This is a genomic window from Enterococcus sp. BWR-S5 (genome assembly GCF_016745255.1).
Classification (GTDB): domain Bacteria; phylum Bacillota; class Bacilli; order Lactobacillales; family Enterococcaceae; genus Enterococcus_L.
The window spans coordinates 82,588-99,965 of the sequence record NZ_JADOEQ010000011.1; the positions used below are offsets into that span (position 1 = coordinate 82,588).

Consider the following 17,378-nt stretch of genomic DNA (forward strand, 5'->3'; position numbering starts at 1 on the left):
CCCTGCCTATCTATTTTGAAAAAACTCAGCAATTGGCCCAAGTGCCACTGCCGGAAGGAAGCTCAATGCTCCTACTACCAAAATAATAATAATCAGCATAGTCACAAATACCGGATTGACAGTAGATAGCGTTCCTTCACTGACTGCACTCTGTTGCTTTTTGCTAAAGCTGGCTGCCATATATACCACAGCTGCCATTGGTAAAAATCGAGAAAGCAGCATCAGCACACTACCTAAAATATTTAGAAAATCTGTATTTGCCAACAAACCGCCAAAGGAACTACCGTTATTATTTGCTAATGAGGTTGCACCATATAATATTTCTGAAAAGGCATGCGGTCCGCCATTTGTCAGCCACGATAAGATATCTGGGTGGAGAACCAGTACAGCCGCACCAAATAGTGTCAGAAGTAATGGAGCCAATACAACAATACTTGCCATCTTCATTTCGAAAGGCTCGACCTTTTTTCCAAGATATTCCGGCGTTCTTCCCACCAAAAGTCCGGCAATAAAAACGGTTAATAAAATGAAGGTCAGCATACCATACAGGCCACTGCCGGCACCACCAAAGATGATTTCTCCAAGCTGCATCAGGAACATTGGAATCAGTCCGCCAAGTGGTGTAAAGCTGTCCAGCATACTATTGACGGAACCATTTGAAGCAGCCGTTGTACTCACTGCCCATAACGCCGACCAGTCAATCCCAAAGCGAACCTCTTTTCCCTCCATATTGCCTGTTGTCAGTACATGAAGGAACTCTGGACCGGCGAATTCATTCATCGCAACAATCACGAAGCCTGTTATTAAAAATAGAAAAGACACAATAGCGATTGTTCGTCCTTGCTTCCACTGCTTGAGCCAAAAGCCCAAGGCGAAAATTAACGCTGCCGGAATCAATAAAATACTGATGGTCTCAATAAAGTTGCTGAAAACAGTTGGGTTTTCAAACGGATGAGCCGAGTTTGCACCGAAGAAGCCGCCACCGTTGGTTCCCAATTGCTTGATTGCTACCTGACTCGCTGCTGTTCCTAACGGCAGCCATAACGACTGACCATTCAAACCTTCATAGGCAATACCACTTGAGAAAGTCTGAACGGCTCCTTGTGAAACCAACAGGAGCGAAACAATAAATGATAATGGCAACAGAATATAAAGGATAGTTCTTGTAATATCCTGCCAAAAGTTACCCAGCCCTTTTTTCTTCTTCTGAACAAAACCTCTAATCAACACACTTAAAACAGCAATACCTACTGCTGCTGAAAGAAAATTCTGCACCGTCAAGCCAAAAATCTGTGAAAACAGGGATAGCGAATCTTCTCCCGCGTACGCCTGCCAGTTTGTATTTGTTACGAAGCTGACCGCAGTATTGAATGCCAAGGTAACTGACATCCCTGAAACTTGTTGGTCATTTAATGGCAGCCACTGCTGTGAGAGCAGCAAAATGAATAGGCCGACTAACGAAACAAATGAGAGGGAGAAAATAGATAATAGATACTTTTTAGCTGACATTTCTCCTGTCGCAGGTTTACCGATTACTTTATAAACAAATTTTTCTACAGGCGCTAAGAATCGAACATATCGTGGTGTTCTCCCCTGTAAAATTTCAGATATATATTTTCCGAGAGGGATGGCTAAAAGCAGCAATACCAATAAAAAGATACCTCCGCTGATTATCGTACTATTCATTGCTCTCCCTCCTTAAATAAAAACCAAAATAAATAGCCAAGTGTCGCTATACCGATAATGCCTAAAAAGATTTCCATAACATCCAGCTCCTTCTTTCTATCAAGAGCATAGCATCTGCTGTCTAAAGACAGTATTAAGGTTCTCCGATTTTCTTTATACAATCTTTATACCGACGAATTGAAGAAAAACTCATGCTAGCAATCAGCTGGATTTGTCTGCCAATTTTGTTAATCAAAAAAGAGACAGCCTCTTTCAAAGCTGTCTCTTTCTTGTATTCTTATTTAACGCAAAATTATTCTGCGCCTTCTTTTTTAAAGGCAACGAGGATTAATTTTGTCACTTCCATTAGAACGGTCGCACCAAGTGCCAAACCGATACAAACCATTATCTGTTCCAGTCCAAACGCCGCCGGAATGGCAAAGACCTCTCTTAATCCCGGAATCAATGTCACACTATAAAGCACCGCACATACCAGCATAGCCAGTAAAGCCATTTTATTCGAGAAGAAACCAGCTTGTAGTGCTGTCTGTGTGTTTGAACGCGCCGGCATCGTTTGTAGTGTACGACACCAAATCAAGGTTGAGAAGGACATTGCGACACCCATTTCAGCCGATTGCTGCATCCCTAACCACTGGGCAAAAATGACTGCGACTGCAATCAAAATACCTCGATAGGTAACAGAAATCAACGTATTCCCGGTAAAAATCCCGGAATTTGGATTCCGCGGCTGACGTTTCATGATTGTCGGCTCACCTTTTTCCATTCCTAAAGCAATGGCAGGCAGTGAATCATTGACTAGATTGATGAACAACAGTTGCAACGCAGTGAATGGATTTGACCAGTCAGCAATCAAAGCAAAGATGATTGAGATGATTGCGCCAAGGTTTCCGGCAAACAGATAAGCAATCGACTTCTTGATGTTGTCAAAGACATTTCTTCCGACTTCAACCGCACTGACAATCGACACAAAGTTGTCATCTGTTAAGACCATCGCTGCTGCATCCTTGGCAACGTCTGTTCCAGTTCCCATTGCAATACCAATGTCCGCTTGCTTCAATGCCGGTGCATCGTTCACACCATCTCCGGTCATCGCTGAAATATGCCCCATATTCTGCCATGCACGAACAATCCTAATTTTATTTTCAGGAGAAACACGTGCATACACACTAACCTTTTTCAATACATCAACCAACTGCGGCTCACTCAACTCATCAAGTTCTGTACCTGTTAGAGCCATGTCGCCTTCTTCAAATATCCCAATCTCCTTAGCAATCGCAACTGCTGTCGTCTTATGGTCACCAGTAATCATAATCGTCTTAATTCCCGCTGATTTTGCTTCTTCAACGGCTTGGAACACTTCTTCCCTTGGCGGGTCAATCATCGCAACCAGTCCGGCAAAAATCAAATCATTCTCGTCATCAAAGCTAAGCTCCTGCTGTGTGATTGGTTTATATCCAAAAGCAAGAACACGCAACGCACGAGTAGAAAACAGTTCGTTTTGCTCCTGGAATTTCTGACGAAGCTCTGCTGTCATCGGTACAACTTCACCGTCTAACAACACGCGATCACAGCGATCAAAAACAATATCCGGTCCACCCTTTGTCATCAACAATCTTTCACCATCAATTTCATGAACAGTCGACATCAGCTTCCGATCAGAATCGAAAGGCAGTTCATTTTGACGTGGGTAAGTTTTCCGGATTTCACGATAGCTTTGATTGTTCGCCTCACTGAAATCAATCAACGCAACCTCCGTTGGATCTCCCAGCTTGCTGCCGTCCTCCGCAATAATCGCGTCGTTTACTAAAACATTAATTTCAACCAAACGTCTCTCACCAATCGACCAGCTAGATGGCTCCTGATTAAAGTCACCAGTTTCACCGTTTGGTAAGTAGTAATCAACAACCGTCATTTTATTCTGTGTTAAGGTTCCTGTCTTGTCTGTACAAATAATACTTGTAGAGCCCAGTGTCTCAACTGCGGGAAGCTTACGAATAATGGCATTCTTTTTCGCCATCGTCTTCGTTCCGATAGATAGTACAATCGTCACGATTGATTGCAAAGCTTCCGGAATCGCTGCAACAGCTACCGCTACGGCAAACATAAACGCCTGAACCACACTCTCCGTCATATCACCTGATTGATCGCCCATAAACAAACGAGCCAGCTGGATACCCAAGATAACCAATGACAAAGCCAAAATTGCCAGACTCAGTTTTTTACTGAAGCTGTCTAAGCCTTTTTGTAGAGGGGTTTTGTGCTCATCCGTTGATTCCAACAATCCTGCAACCTGACCAATTTCTGTTTGTCCCGCAACCGCAGTAACCAGAACCTTCGCACGTCCATAAGTAACAATCGTACCGCTGTGAACCATATTCACACGATCCCCGATAGGAGCTGTCCCGTCAATCTCCGTCACTTCTTTTTCAGCGGAGGTGGACTCTCCTGTCAGCATGCCTTCATCAACCTTCAGAGAGCTTGCCTCCAGCAAACGCCCGTCAGCCGGAACATAATCCCCAGCTTCCAGTAAAAACACATCTCCAACGACTAAATCCTTGGCTGCAATTGTCTGTTCCTTGCCATCACGTAACACTCTGGCATCCGGTGCAGATAAACTCTTCAATGCTTCCAATGAACCTTCCGCTTTTTTTGTTTGAATCACGCTGACTACCGAGTTCATTAACAATACAATAAAGATAACCAACGACTCAACATAAGCCCCCATTACCATTTGTACAACTGCCACAATCAGCAGAACAATAACCATTGCATCCTTAAAAGTTTCAAGAAATAGCTGTAGGCTTGATTTCTTTTTCTTTTCAGCCAGCTGGTTGTAGCCGTTAACTCTCAATCTTTCCGCTGCTTCGCTTGCTGAAAGTCCATTTTCTGTACTTTTCGTTTCCTTTAGAACCTCAGCCAGCTGCTGCTTGTACGTACCGCTTTTTTGATTTACCTGTTTTTCTTCCAATCGATGACCCTCCAATTTATTATCTGTATAAATCCTGTTAAAGTACTGCTTGTATCAAGAGTGCCTTTTGCTTAACCTACAGGCAAAAGAACCCATGCTACAAACCGTTCTCTCGTTGGACTTATCCATCTGATATCCCCAGCCTCTTTTCCTCATCTTAAGTAAAAAAGAGACCTAAGACAAGAGAAAAGCTGCTTGTCTTAGGTCTCACCATTTCATATAATACCAGAAAATCATTTCCATGATTAACTTACTGTTGATATTATCGCAACAAAGTTTGCTGCTGGTTACTCCCCCAAGGGAAATATCTGATTGATAAATAGTTTAACTTAGGTGACATCATTTTGCAAGAGATTCATTTAAAATCAAGCGGTAATTTTTTCACGGATTGTTTCAAAGGCTGTAGACCATTCAACTAGCTCATTTAACATGTCCTTCACACCAGCCTCCATGTGTGCACCGGGATTGAAGGTAGAAAAGTTTTCAAAATCAGTAAATAGGTTGAAGGCCGGGTTGGTCCGAACATCCGCTACTTTTTGTTCTCCCAAAACCATTCGTAATTGTTCTGCAGCACGAATACCACCGCCTGAACCATAGCTGACGATTCCGGCAGCTTTATTGAACCATTCCTCGCGAGCGCTATCCAGCGCATTTTTCAAAGAAGCTGACATGCCATGATTGTATTCCTGTACGACAAATACATAGCCATCCATTTCATCAATTTTCTTGTTCCACGCTTCATTTGGTGTGCCTGTTCCCAAAAATGGTAAATCGTACTCTTTCACATCAATAATTTCAAATTCGTGTGTTGATGCTTCATCAGCAATTCTCTTTATGTATTCTCCTACTTGCGGACTAACGCGACCTTCTCTTGTACTTCCTAAAATAATCCCAAATTTCATGATAATTGCTCCCTTACTGTTGTTTTTTTAATATAGCCTTACTATACACACTTATTTTTAGTAAGTAAAATAATATGCTTACTAAAAATAAGTAGAGCGTATGAGACATAAATTACATCTCATACGCTCTTGGTTATCATCGAATAAATGAGAAAGAAAAGGGCTTTAACAACGCATTAACTCTCTGAGTTCCAGCCTTTCTACTCGGATAAGAACATTTATCTCTTCATATTTCAGTATTCATCAAACGTTTCTAACAAGTGAATGCCAGTAGTTTGAAGTTTTTCTTCGGAGAATGCCACATTGTTTACTTTAGACTGATATTTAGAATCTTGTAAATCTTATAGGCAAGGAAGCTAGAAAGAAGCTAGCCCCATGGCACTGTCTAAAGATTAGGGATGTCCTCAGTCTTTCTGAATTGAGAAAGAATGCCATTTACATCTTTATAAATCAATGCATCTTTAGTTATCCTCAATGTTTCATCAATTTTAGCCGCACGAAGAAATGTAAACCCAGAGGCGGATTTAAGCAAAACAAGCTCAAACTTATAAAGCACATCATATTTTTTAGGAATCTGTAGATACAGGCGGTCATTCGTTGAGGTAAGCTCAAAGGAAATATCCGTATTGTCGGAAACATATTTGCCAACCAATTCCGCTTGCAGCTCTTCTGGTAAATCCAGCTTTTCTTCTATTGGCGCTGTATATTTTTTCCCGAAACGTATCTCAGCAATTTGCTTTGTGATGGTAGTCACCGGTATTACTGCCTGGTTACTAAGAAAGATGACTGTGAAATCCTTTTCAGGAAACTGTCTAATCGAGCTGAAGAAGCCGTCAATAACGCCCATGTACTGACGACAATACTGCCCCATTAATTGTCCAATATCCCAACCACAGGCATACGTATCTCGGAATGGTTCAAACAACTCATTAGAGCTATCTTCAGTAATTAGCTGATTCTCCTGTGTCGCCTGGCTCCAAAGTTGTAAATCGTGAAGTGTTGAGTACATGCCGTAAGCACCTAAAGGAAAGGACAGATTTGTTTTGGCTGTTTTGATTTCCTTTTCCCAATAGCTATAGCTATCCGCTAAATCATCAACAACTCTCTGTTCATTCAAGCAGCCTGTATCCTTCATTCCAAGCGGTTCCAAAATATATTGCTTCAAGGCCGCTTCATAAGAGACGCCTGTGACCAGTTCAATTATCTTCGTTAGTATAAGATAATCAGACGAGGAGTAGCTATACTGTGACCCTGATTCAAATAATCTCTCCTTATCCTTAAAGCCATCAATCATCTCATCCAAAGTTTGCGGGAGGCGCATTTCCTTTTTCCAAAAATCATCGGAAGCAGTAAAATCAGGAATCCCGGTTGTGCATGTCAAACAGTGGTAGATTGTCATTTCCGAACTATTCGGAAAATCTTTTAAATATTTTTGTACTGGCTCATTAATCTGCAGCAACTCCTGCTCTTGAAGAATAAAAATCAGCATAGAGGTAAACGACTTTGTCAACGAACCAATCATAAACTTTGTTTTTGAACTATTTTCAATACCATACTCTAGTGATGCAAGCCCATAGCTTTTTCGAATAATCGGTTCTCCTTTATCCAAAACCAAAAGATTTCCCTGTAGATAACCGTTTTTCTCATAAAAATCCAAATACTCCTGTAGCGAATCTATATATGCCATATTCTTTTCACCTCCCCCTTAGCATAACACACCCGTGAAAACAAAACGGCAAAAAACATGAGATTCTAAGGAATCTCATGTTTCAAACACCCATTTTGGTCATTTTTCCTATACTTATCCGTTTGAGTACAAGCCGATTTCATTGCTTTACTCTTCTACTACGACCTTAAACACTGTTTCTTGCTCAAATGCTTCATCTGGTCTGAGAACAACACTGCCCCATTCCGGATAATCAGTTACCCCAGGCGGTACCTGTGTTTCCATCGTAATACCCCCATGATCTGCCAGCTTAGTTCCACGCATGGCAGGACCATTTTCGCCAAAGTTTGCGGTAAATACAACAACGGATGGACTATCAGTTGTCATCTCGACGGTTACCTTCTTATCCGGGGAAGTCAACGTAACCTGCGGCGCATCCTCCGTTAAAAGGAACGGGTGATCCAGACCATCTATTCCGCTGGCTTCAGAAGCAACTCCGGCAAAAAGCTCAGACATCTGCTTTCCAGTTGTAAAATCAAAAATCGTTCCTTTTACATCCACAAGTTTTCCAGTTGGGATTACATCTCCATCAACTTCCACGTAGCGATTTGCATTCATTTGCAGAACATGCTCATCAATCGCCTGAGACGGGTCACCGGTCAAATTGAAATAGACATGATTTGTCGGATTGTAAATTGTTGCCTCATCTGTCTTTGCAGAATAGTGGACAACCCATTCATTCTCGTTGGTCAAACTATATTTGACTGAAACAGACAGGTTCCCCGGAAATCCTTCATCACCAGCCTTGCTTTCCAAAGTGAAAATGACAGATACTCTATCATCCTCAACCTGTTCAGCGGACTGCCAGATATACTTGTCAAAGCCGTAGCCTCCGTGAAGATTGTGTCCGGTTTCCGGATCAACAGTCACTTGATACTCTTTGCCATCAATAGAAAACTTGCCGTTCTTAATTCGACCCGCAAAACGCCCAACAGATGAGCCGATATACGGATCTTTTTCCGAATATTCTTCGGCTGAATCAAAGCCCAAAACGGTTTCTCGCAGCTTTCCATCGACCAGTACCTTTAAAGAAACGATTCTAGCACCCTGATCTGACACAGCCAGCTCAGTTCCTTTATCATTTTTCAAAATAAACAAGTTCGCTTCTTTGCCAAAACTCTTTTTGATGATTTCCATTTCTTCCGTCCTCTCTTTTTTTGCTAAAGCCATTATACAACAAAAGGAAATGAAAGGGCTTAATCGACAGCCGACCTTGGACAATCTGCTGTAGCAAATCGGGCAACTTGCACAGTCCCCGCTCCTTTCATTTCCGACTATGAAAGGCGGAGCTATCCGCCTGTTTCCGAATACCTCCGCCACACTAAGTCTATTTGATTGTTACAAATTCAAGCGCTACCAGCTTCGCCCAAGTTTCAATTTGGTCAGAAGTCAGGTTAAGAGACACAACAGTATGATGGCCACCACCTGTTTCAATCCAAGATTTAATTCCTTCGTGGAAATCTGGTTTTGGTTTCCACATTACTCGGGCTACCGGAAGCTTCGGTGCCGCTTCGGTCGGTTCAAATAAATCGACTTCGTTAATAAGCAATTTATAATGTGTCCCAAAATCTGCCATGGAAACAACAACACCTGCACCTGCTTTTCCATCAAACACCAAACGTGCCGGATCTTCACGATCCCCCATAGAAAGCGGTGAAACAACGATTTTCGGTTTATTGTTCGCCAAGCTCGGATCAACCTCCATCATATGCGATTGCAGGATTGCTTCCTGTCCTGCCGCCATTTCGTAGGTGTAATCCTCCATGAATCCAGTATTTTCGTTTCTAGCCATAATTTTCATTAAACGATCAATCGCAGCTGTTTTCCAGTCACCTTCTCCGGCAAAGCCGTAGCCTTCAGCCATCAAGCGCTGTACAGCCAGTCCGGGAAGCTGCTGCATGCCATATAAATCTTCAAAATTTGTAGTGAAGGCATTGTAGTTTCCAGCCTCTAGGAAGCGACGCAAGCCGATTTCCTGACGAGCCTGAGCTTTGACATGTGCCTCCCATTTATCCTGAGCATAATCTCCGTACACAAAATCATACAGCTCCTTGTATTCCTCAAAGAGTGCGTCAATTTCTTCCTCTTTTACGGCATCGACATATTGAACCAAATCACCAATCCCAAAGTAATCAACGACCCAGCCAAATTGAATTTGTGCTTCTACTTTGTCCCCTTCGGTAACAGCTACATTCCTCATATTATCTCCAAAACGGGCAACCTTAATATTGAAGCTTTCGTTGAAGGCCACAGCGACATCCATCCACTCAGCAATTTGCTTTTGAACCTCTGAGCGTTTCCAATAACCAACAACTACTTTGTTTTGTTTTTTCAATCGGGCATTGATAAATCCATATTCTCGATCCCCATGGGCTGCCTGATTCAGGTTCATAAAGTCCATATCAATCGTCTGCCATGGGATACTTTCGTTATATTGCGTAGCCAGATGCAATAAAGGCTTTTGCAGTAACTTCGTACCGCGTATCCACATTTTTGCAGGGGAGAAGGTGTGCATCCATGTAATAACACCGGCAACCTCATCGCGATAGTTGACCTCTTTCATAATCTTCGTGATCGTATCGGGAGTAACTGCTAATTCCTGCAGCTTGATTGGATAAGGCAATGCCTTGCTGTCATTCAGCGACTTCACCATTTCCTCCGCATGTGCGCGTACTTCTTGAAGGGCTTCTTCTCCATATAAGTGCTGAGAACCTACGACAAACCAAAATTCTTTCTGATCGATTGTTAACATATTTTTTCTTCCTTTCTATAATGGGCTTTACTATTCTGCTTTTAAAGAGGAACAACATCACTCAAATTCAGGATTCATTCTCTCTATTTTTGTCCGTAATACGCATCCTTGCCATGCTTGCGCAAGTAGTGCTTGTCTAAAATCCGTTGCGGCAGCTCTTCTGAGAAATGGTTCAGCTGACGGGCAAACAGATTCATCTTGCAGACTTCATCCAATACCACAGCATTCATTACTGCGCTATCGGCATTTTTTCCCCAAGTAAATGGGCCATGACCATGTAGAAGAACTCCCGGAACGGCCATCGGGTCAATTCCACGTTGCTCAAAGGTTTCAATAATCACATTTCCAGTCTCTTTCTCATAGCCCTTGTCGATTTCTTCCTGTGTGAGGAATCGTGCACAGGGAACAGAACCATAAAAAGTATCCGCATGAGTGGTGCCCATTGCCGGCACGTCCAGCCCGGCCTGTGCCCAGATTGTTGCCCACGCAGAATGAGTGTGGACAATGCCGCCGATTTCAGTATATTTCTTATAAAGAACGGCATGGGTTGGCGTGTCTGAAGATGGATTCATCTCCCCTTCAACAACATTTCCTTCTAAATCGCAAACCACCATATCCGACGGTTTCAGCGTCTCGTAATCAACACCGGACGGCTTGATAACAAATAATCCTTTTTCCCGATCAATGCCGCTGACATTTCCCCAAGTATATTTAATCAGTCCTTGTTTGGGCAATTCCAGATTTGCATAGTAAACTTCTTCTTTTAATGCTTCCAGCACGTTGTTTTCCTCCTTCTTTGTCTAGTCACAACATTTCTTTTTCTATTTCAAAAACTCGACTGCCGCTTTTTCGATTGGCAAGCCGGCCTCATAACGCTTAATAAATAAATTAAACCCTTCAACATCTGCTGGATCAGGCTCGGCTTCAATCCCCTTATTCTGCCCAAACACTTGATTATCCAAATAATCGGCCAGTGTTCGTCCATCCTTAGCATGCTGCAAATAGTCAGCCAGAAGGGCAATTCCCCAAGCGCCGCCTTCACCCGCAGTTTCCATTAAGGCCACCGACGTATTCATCGCAGCTGCCAGTATCTTTTGTGCCACACCTTCTGTTTTGAAGATGCCGCCATGTCCCAATACTTTATCAATCGCTACTTTTTCCTCCTCTACAAGGATTTTCATCCCCATATGCAGCGCACCAAAAGCAGAGAATAGATGGACACGCATAAAATTGGCTAAATCAAATTTGCTGTCAGGTGTCCGTACAAATAAAGGTCTTCCTTCAGGCATATGTGTGATATTTTCTCCTGAAAAATAACCATAAGACAGCAAACCACCACAATCCTTATCTCCTGTTAATGCCTGACGGAACAATACTTCATACAATTTTTCTGTACTGATATCGAAGCCGCTTATCTCCGCAAACTCACGGAAGATATTGACCCACGCATTAATATCCGAGGAACAATTATTGGCATGAACCATTGCTACAAGCTCTCCAGACGGTGTTGTTACCATATCCAGCTCCGGATGAACCTTTTTCAATTCTTTTTCCAGAACAATCATCGCAAAAACAGATGTTCCGGCTGAGACATTTCCTGTTCTAACAGCCACACTATTGGTTGCAGCCATTCCTGTACCTGCATCTCCCTCCGGCGGACATAGCGGAATGCCTGCTGTTAAACTACCTGATGGGTCAAGAAGCATTGCCCCTTCTGCAGTCAATGTTCCTGCCGCTTCTCCCGCAACCAGCACTTGAGGCAGAATATTTTCCAATTTCCATGAGTAATGATTATCTGCTATTTTTTGATTGAACGTGGTAATCATTTGTTCGTCGTAATTTTTTATTTTCGGATCAATCGGAAACATTCCGGAAGCATCACCAATTCCAAGTACCTTTTTCCCCGTCAACTTCCAATGAACATAACCCGCCAAGGTCGTAAAGAAAGCAACATCCTTCACGTGTGCTTCTTGATTCAAAATTGCCTGATACAGATGGGCAATACTCCAACGCTGCGGAATGTTGTAATCGAATAATTTCGTCAGCTCTTTTTCAGCCTCTGCGGTGATAGAATTCCGCCAAGTACGGAAAGGAACCAGCAATTCATCTGATTGATCAAAGGCCATATAGCCATGCATCATTGCACTAAAACCAATGGCACCGATTGTTGTCAAATCCGTCTCAAAATTCTTTTGAACCTCATCCTTCAGCTTCAAATAGCTGTCCTGCAGCCCTTGCCAGATTTCCTCCAAGCTGTACGTCCAGATGCCGTCAATCAATTGATTCTCCCACTCATGGCTGCCTGAAGCGATAGGCTGTTGTTTTTCGTCAATCAGCACCGCCTTGATTCGAGTGGAGCCAAGCTCAATTCCCAGAGAGGTTTTTCCCTGAATAATCGACTCTTTTACTGTTTTCGTATCCATAACGCTCCTCCTGTATCCGTTTTCAATTTAATGTAAAAAAAATTCCTCCTGAAAGAGTTTACCCCTTCTTTCAAGAAGAATTATATCATTTATGTACGTACATGTAAATGATTTAACTAAATATTTGTACGTACTTTTACCCGAAAATACGAATCACCATCGTCCCACGGGGCACTTCTTAGAAGGAAGTGCCGCTCGAAATGCATAGTAACAGCCGCAGCTAGTGCACGTATGGGCTGACCGTTTTGGACACTGTTCACAGAGAAGGATTCTCTTCTGTCTTATGTCTACCGAAACGACTGTTGGCTCAAATGCCAGTTGCTCTAAAATCAGCTCTTCAACATCCAGCCTTGCAGCTTCTCTCTGCCCCTCACAATGAATGCAGCCCACCTCAATCACTGACTTCCAATTGAATGGTTAGTACTGATTTTGCCGGAATCGTAAGTGTCAGCTTGTTTTCTTTATATGAATAATCCTCAAATGGCTTGATAAGAACTTCTTCCGGACAGTCAAAATCATTGTGGCTGTCCATCGCTTTTCCAGAAATAAACCGACTTGATTGAACATTATTAATGACAGATTCAAACTGGAAGTCAATGGTTTGATTCCCATCAAGAGCATAATTACACAGTGATAGATTCAGCACACCCTCCTTTTGAGAAATTGTATAGGATAGATGCTCAGCACTATCTCCATAGCTGTCTATGCGTTGGGCCTCCTGATGCACCTGATACAAGTCAAACACATAATAGCTTGGCGTTTTAACCATTGCTTGCCCTTCTGTTAAAAGCATTGCCTGAAGAACGTTAACCGTTTGAGCAATATTCGCCATTTGAACTCGTTCGGCGTGCTTATGGAAAATATTCAAGGTCACTGCGGCAACCATCGCATCACGAATCGTATTCTGCTGATAAAGAAAACCAGGATTTGTACCAGGCTCAACAGCCAGCCACGAGCCCCACTCATCGATAATCAAGCCCACTCGCTTTTCCGAATCATAGGCATCCATAATCGTTGAATGCTTGGTAATCAGCTCATCCATCTTCTCCGCACTCTGAATCAGCGACCACCAATGCTCTTCAGCAAAATCCAAAGCCGGCCCTTTATCCTCCCATGCACCGGTTAGCGCATAATGATGCAGACTAATCCCATCCATGAAGGCAGAAGCATTTTTCATCACTTCTTCCATCCACTCATAGTCATCGACATTCGGACCACAGGCAATTTTGTAAATTTTTTCATCACCATATTGACGAACATAGGTCTGATAACGGCGGTATAAATCTGCGTAATACTGCGGAAGCATATTTCCTCCGCACCCCCACGACTCATTCCCTACACCGAAAAACTTAACTGCCCATGGCTCTTCTCTGCCATTTTCACTGCGTAACGCTGACATCGGCGATGCGCCCGCCATAGTCATATACTCAATCCATTCCTGCATCTCCTGAACAGTTCCACTGCCAACATTACCGTTGATATATGCTTCACACCCTAGCTGATCAATCAGCTCGAAAAATTCATGCGTACCAAAATGATTCGTTTCAGTCACACCACCCCAATGGGTATTGACGATTTTTTTACGCTTCTCTTTCGCACCAATACCATCCTGCCAATGGTATTCATCCGCAAAGCAGCCGCCGGGCCAACGCAGAACCGGAATATTAATTGCCTTTAATGCCTCTACGACATCAGTACGCATGCCATTTTTATTCGGAATCGTTGAATCAGGACCCACGTACAGCCCTTCATAAATACAGCGCCCCAGATGCTCCGCAAAATGACCATAGATATATTTACTGATGCGTGGGCCTGCTTTTCTATTCAATACAGTTATCATTGCTTCACCTGCTTAGATAGTTTTCGTATAGCCTTCTGGTTCTCCAAAAATAGGAAATCCCTCTTCATCCCATGAAAATACTTGCGCATTGGCATGTCGGTTTGGATTATCCAAAGGATCGCCTACCTTGTTCTTTTCCGGACGAGCATGATAAATTAAAACATCCTCTTGACCATTTTCACTCTTGGTAAATGAATTATGTCCCGGTCCAAATTGATGATTTTTCTCCGAGGTCACAAATACCGGTTCAGGCAGTTTGTGCCAAGAATAGCCGTCCAGCAAGTCGGCATTCTCCTCTGCCCACAGCAGCCCCATTGCATAGTTCTCATCTGTAGCACTTCCTGAATAGGTGATAAACACCTTTCCATTTCTAACCAACACCGCTGCCCCTTCATTTACAGAGAAGCCGATTTTTTCCCACTCATATTCCGGAATCGACAACAGTACCTGTTCGCCCTTTAAGGTCCATGGATTTTCCATTTCTGAAATGTAGAGATTGGAATTACCGGGAATACGCGGGTCCTGCTGAGCCCAAACATAATACAGTCGATTTTGGTGTTGGAATACCGTACCGTCTAAGCTGAAGCTGTCAAATTTTGTCTTCAGCTGGCCTTTTTCAGTCCAATTCGTATTCATAGGATCTGCCTGTTCATTCTCAATCACAAACATCCGATGGTGATGATGCTGATTCCGAATTTCCGCATCATCACTCGCGGCGAAATAGATATACCAACGGTCATTGATGTAATGGATTTCCGGTGCCCAAATCAATTCACTCATCAGCCCTGTCTCCGGTGCATGCCAAACCAGCAGCCGTTCTCCCTCTTCTAACGCATCAATACTTTTAGCTCTCCTCAGTTCAATTGCCTGATAGCCGGGCACTGAACCAGTGAAATAATAAAAACCATCTGTATGCTTATAAATCCACGGGTCTGCCCGCTCAATAACAATTGGATTTTCATATGTTGTCTTTTCTGTCATAAGCCTTCCTCAACCCTTTTTTATTTTAATTACGTTCCAAGAATAGCTGTCAAGTGCAACGACTAGCTTCTCTTTATCTGGAAGCTGTATTACCTTTGACTGAGGAACGATTTTATTTGGTGTTTCCCGTAAGTTTTTGTCTAGCAGCTGCTCACTCTTCAATACGATATGCTCACCTTCAGAGGTCAAATCGAAGTCATGATCCAAACTGATAGTCTGCTCCTGTGCTCCTCGATTGACACAGAACAGAACCAGCTCCTCTTCATTTTCAACAATCACGCTGTCTACCATCGGAACATTTTTGACCTTCTCACAATCATAGGTTGGCCCTTCAACGTTTTGTCTCAGTACTCGACCTTTAGCATATTTCGATAAATGTGCCATAATATGATACGTTGGATTGCACCATGCATTCCCTCCTGCATCGGTTAAAATAAGCGGAATCGTATTGACAAGCAGAGACTGACAAGCGATTTTCACTCGATCCGCATGCCGCAAAATGGACAGTCCTAATGACCCAAATAGCAAGGCATCCTCCATCGTGAAGTAGCACCAGTCAATCGGGCTGCCGATTTGAAAGTCATCATGTGTCTTTTCCGGTTGAGAGTGGACATTCCATTCATCGAAAGCTAGATACATGGTCTTCTCACTTCGCAAAGCGCCTTTTACATAATCACAAGCAGCAACCACCTCTTCAATCTGACGATCAAAACGATAGGATTTTGCCAAATAGGTTGGCGTATCATCTCGTTCATTTTTCGGCGGCTTTGTCAAATCATCTTCATCATATTTATCAATGTAATTGTGTAACGCCAGATAATCGACATTGTCATAAGCTTGTTCCAAAGCAATCCGATCCCATTCCGGATAGCTTGCCAGCCTTGGCGTAGAGCTTCCAACCAAAATTGTTTCGATAGAATCATCCACCAGCTTCATCACCTTCGATGCTTCGTTCGCTAGTCGGCCATATTCATAGGCGCTCTTCGCACCAATTTGCCATGGGCCATCCAGCTCATTTCCTAAGCACCAAAGCTTGATATCAAATGGTTCTTCCTGACCATTTTCTCTGCGCAAATCACTCCAATAGGAATCTTTGGGAAAATTACAATATTCAACGATATTTCGTGCATCATCAATCCCTTTTGTTCCCAAGTTCACTGTAAAAATCGGCTCTGCATTGGTGTGCTTCAGCCATTTAAAAAATTCATGAATTCCAAATGTGTTGGGTTCGATTCCTCGCCATGCAAGATCGATTTTTTTTGGACGCTGTTCTACCGGTCCAATCGTATCAAGCCAATCATAGCCGGAGGTAAAGTTGCCACCGGGATATCGAATTACTCCCAGATCCAATTCTTTAATTAATTCCAGAACATCTAAGCGAAAACCATGTTCGTCTGCTTGCGGATGCCCCGGCTCATAAATTCCTGTATAAACAACACTGCCCATGTGCTCGATAAATGAACCAAACAGCCTTGGACTGATGTCACCTACCAGAAAGTCTTTTCGTATTTTTATCATCGATTTATTCATTCAATCACCCTGCGTTTTCTAGATAATATAAGATAAAGCAGCTTCCACACCGCTCCTGCAAAGAGGAAAATAAATGGTGGAAACACAAAGATTAGTAAGGTAAAAAAGATAATTAATAGTGTACAGCCTAGATTTCCCACAAAGAAAACCATCAAATCCAGTGCACTCTGCTCAAATAGCTTGAAGACAGAGAGTTTTTCATCACGGCTGCAATTATCTATCCAAGAAAGCAGAAACATCAGATAGATAATTGACACAACATACCCGCTGATTATTAACACCTGACTGCTCTCCTGCAGCAGTGAGTTTGTTGCTGCGAAAATCCCGACGGTCAACAGACTCGCCAATAGATTAATGAAGAAATGTTTTCTGATTCCGGTAAAAAAGTGAGCAAAAATACTCCCTGTTGTCCCATCCTGCCATTGCCGTAAAACATACAACACCGCAGTAGATGCCGGTACCAAGGTAACAATCGGCAACGAGACAATCACCCATAACAACCCCAACAACAAGTAATCTGAAATCACTATTAGCTGTGCATAAATTTTCGTTTCTACCAGTTTCATGTCA

At 42.8% G+C, this 17,378-nt stretch carries 13 protein-coding genes; all 13 read right to left on the bottom strand.

The features are described 5' to 3' along the window. Positions 1 to 6: 6 nt before the first annotated feature. Positions 7 to 1,686, bottom strand: coding sequence for a potassium-transporting ATPase subunit KdpA (kdpA, locus tag IW510_RS13270; protein ID WP_202060444.1), 1,680 nt, complete (start codon positions 1,684 to 1,686; stop codon positions 7 to 9). A gap of 292 nt (positions 1,687 to 1,978) precedes the next feature. Beyond that, the gene (locus IW510_RS13275; RefSeq protein WP_442896428.1) at positions 1,979 to 4,669 is read right to left on the bottom strand and encodes a cation-translocating P-type ATPase; all 2,691 of its coding nucleotides are present in this window, start codon (positions 4,667 to 4,669) and stop codon (positions 1,979 to 1,981) included. 350 nt (positions 4,670 to 5,019) lie between these two features. After that, entirely contained in the window at positions 5,020 to 5,556 is a 537-nt protein-coding gene (locus IW510_RS13280) for an NADPH-dependent FMN reductase (RefSeq protein ID WP_202060448.1), read from the bottom strand. A gap of 385 nt (positions 5,557 to 5,941) precedes the next feature. Beyond that, positions 5,942 to 7,243 (bottom strand): serine hydrolase domain-containing protein, encoded by a 1,302-nt coding sequence (locus tag IW510_RS13285; RefSeq protein ID WP_202060450.1) that lies wholly within the window; start codon positions 7,241 to 7,243, stop codon positions 5,942 to 5,944. A gap of 147 nt (positions 7,244 to 7,390) precedes the next feature. Next, complete coding sequence (locus IW510_RS13290) at positions 7,391 to 8,419, bottom strand: aldose epimerase family protein (RefSeq protein ID WP_202060452.1); 1,029 nt, start codon at positions 8,417 to 8,419, stop codon at positions 7,391 to 7,393. Positions 8,420 to 8,609: 190 nt separating this feature from the next. Then, entirely contained in the window at positions 8,610 to 10,034 is a 1,425-nt protein-coding gene (araA, locus tag IW510_RS13295) for an L-arabinose isomerase (protein WP_202060454.1), read from the bottom strand. Positions 10,035 to 10,117: 83 nt separating this feature from the next. After that, positions 10,118 to 10,813 (bottom strand): L-ribulose-5-phosphate 4-epimerase, encoded by a 696-nt coding sequence (locus IW510_RS13300; RefSeq protein WP_202060456.1) that lies wholly within the window; start codon positions 10,811 to 10,813, stop codon positions 10,118 to 10,120. A 42-nt stretch (positions 10,814 to 10,855) separates the two neighbouring features. Next, positions 10,856 to 12,457 (bottom strand): xylulokinase, encoded by a 1,602-nt coding sequence (locus IW510_RS13305; protein ID WP_202060459.1) that lies wholly within the window; start codon positions 12,455 to 12,457, stop codon positions 10,856 to 10,858. A 153-nt stretch (positions 12,458 to 12,610) separates the two neighbouring features. Then, a complete protein-coding gene (locus tag IW510_RS21340; protein ID WP_330932656.1) occupies positions 12,611 to 12,856 on the bottom strand; it encodes a DUF6171 family protein in 246 nt (81 codons plus the stop codon). Next, positions 12,849 to 14,297, bottom strand: a complete 1,449-nt coding sequence (locus IW510_RS13310) for an alpha-N-arabinofuranosidase (RefSeq protein WP_202060461.1) — start codon at positions 14,295 to 14,297, stop codon at positions 12,849 to 12,851. The genes IW510_RS21340 and IW510_RS13310 overlap by 8 nt, the downstream gene beginning before the upstream one ends. Before the next feature lie 12 nt (positions 14,298 to 14,309). Then, complete coding sequence (locus tag IW510_RS13315; protein ID WP_202060463.1) at positions 14,310 to 15,278, bottom strand: glycoside hydrolase family 43 protein; 969 nt, start codon at positions 15,276 to 15,278, stop codon at positions 14,310 to 14,312. 9 nt (positions 15,279 to 15,287) lie between these two features. Continuing rightward, positions 15,288 to 16,808: an alpha-N-arabinofuranosidase gene (locus IW510_RS13320; protein ID WP_202060465.1), complete on the bottom strand. Its 1,521-nt coding sequence runs from the start codon at positions 16,806 to 16,808 to the stop codon at positions 15,288 to 15,290. After that, a complete protein-coding gene (locus tag IW510_RS13325) occupies positions 16,805 to 17,374 on the bottom strand; it encodes a YesL family protein (protein WP_202060467.1) in 570 nt (189 codons plus the stop codon). The genes IW510_RS13320 and IW510_RS13325 overlap by 4 nt, the downstream gene beginning before the upstream one ends. Positions 17,375 to 17,378 lie beyond the last annotated feature (4 nt).

What these genes read in the sequence shown, in the direction of transcription:
- kdpA (WP_202060444.1), bottom strand. Translation starts at nt 1,686, where the DNA reads ATGAATAGTACGATAATCAGCGGAGGTATCTTTTTATTGGTATTGCTG.
- IW510_RS13280 (WP_202060448.1), bottom strand. Translation starts at nt 5,556, where the DNA reads ATGAAATTTGGGATTATTTTAGGAAGTACAAGAGAAGGTCGCGTTAGT.
- IW510_RS13285 (WP_202060450.1), bottom strand. Translation starts at nt 7,243, where the DNA reads ATGGCATATATAGATTCGCTACAGGAGTATTTGGATTTTTATGAGAAA.
- IW510_RS13290 (WP_202060452.1), bottom strand. Translation starts at nt 8,419, where the DNA reads ATGGAAATCATCAAAAAGAGTTTTGGCAAAGAAGCGAACTTGTTTATT.
- araA (WP_202060454.1), bottom strand. Translation starts at nt 10,034, where the DNA reads ATGTTAACAATCGATCAGAAAGAATTTTGGTTTGTCGTAGGTTCTCAG.
- IW510_RS13305 (WP_202060459.1), bottom strand. Translation starts at nt 12,457, where the DNA reads ATGGATACGAAAACAGTAAAAGAGTCGATTATTCAGGGAAAAACCTCT.
- IW510_RS13310 (WP_202060461.1), bottom strand. Translation starts at nt 14,297, where the DNA reads ATGATAACTGTATTGAATAGAAAAGCAGGCCCACGCATCAGTAAATAT.
- IW510_RS13315 (WP_202060463.1), bottom strand. Translation starts at nt 15,278, where the DNA reads ATGACAGAAAAGACAACATATGAAAATCCAATTGTTATTGAGCGGGCA.
- IW510_RS13320 (WP_202060465.1), bottom strand. Translation starts at nt 16,808, where the DNA reads ATGAATAAATCGATGATAAAAATACGAAAAGACTTTCTGGTAGGTGAC.
- IW510_RS13325 (WP_202060467.1), bottom strand. Translation starts at nt 17,374, where the DNA reads ATGAAACTGGTAGAAACGAAAATTTATGCACAGCTAATAGTGATTTCA.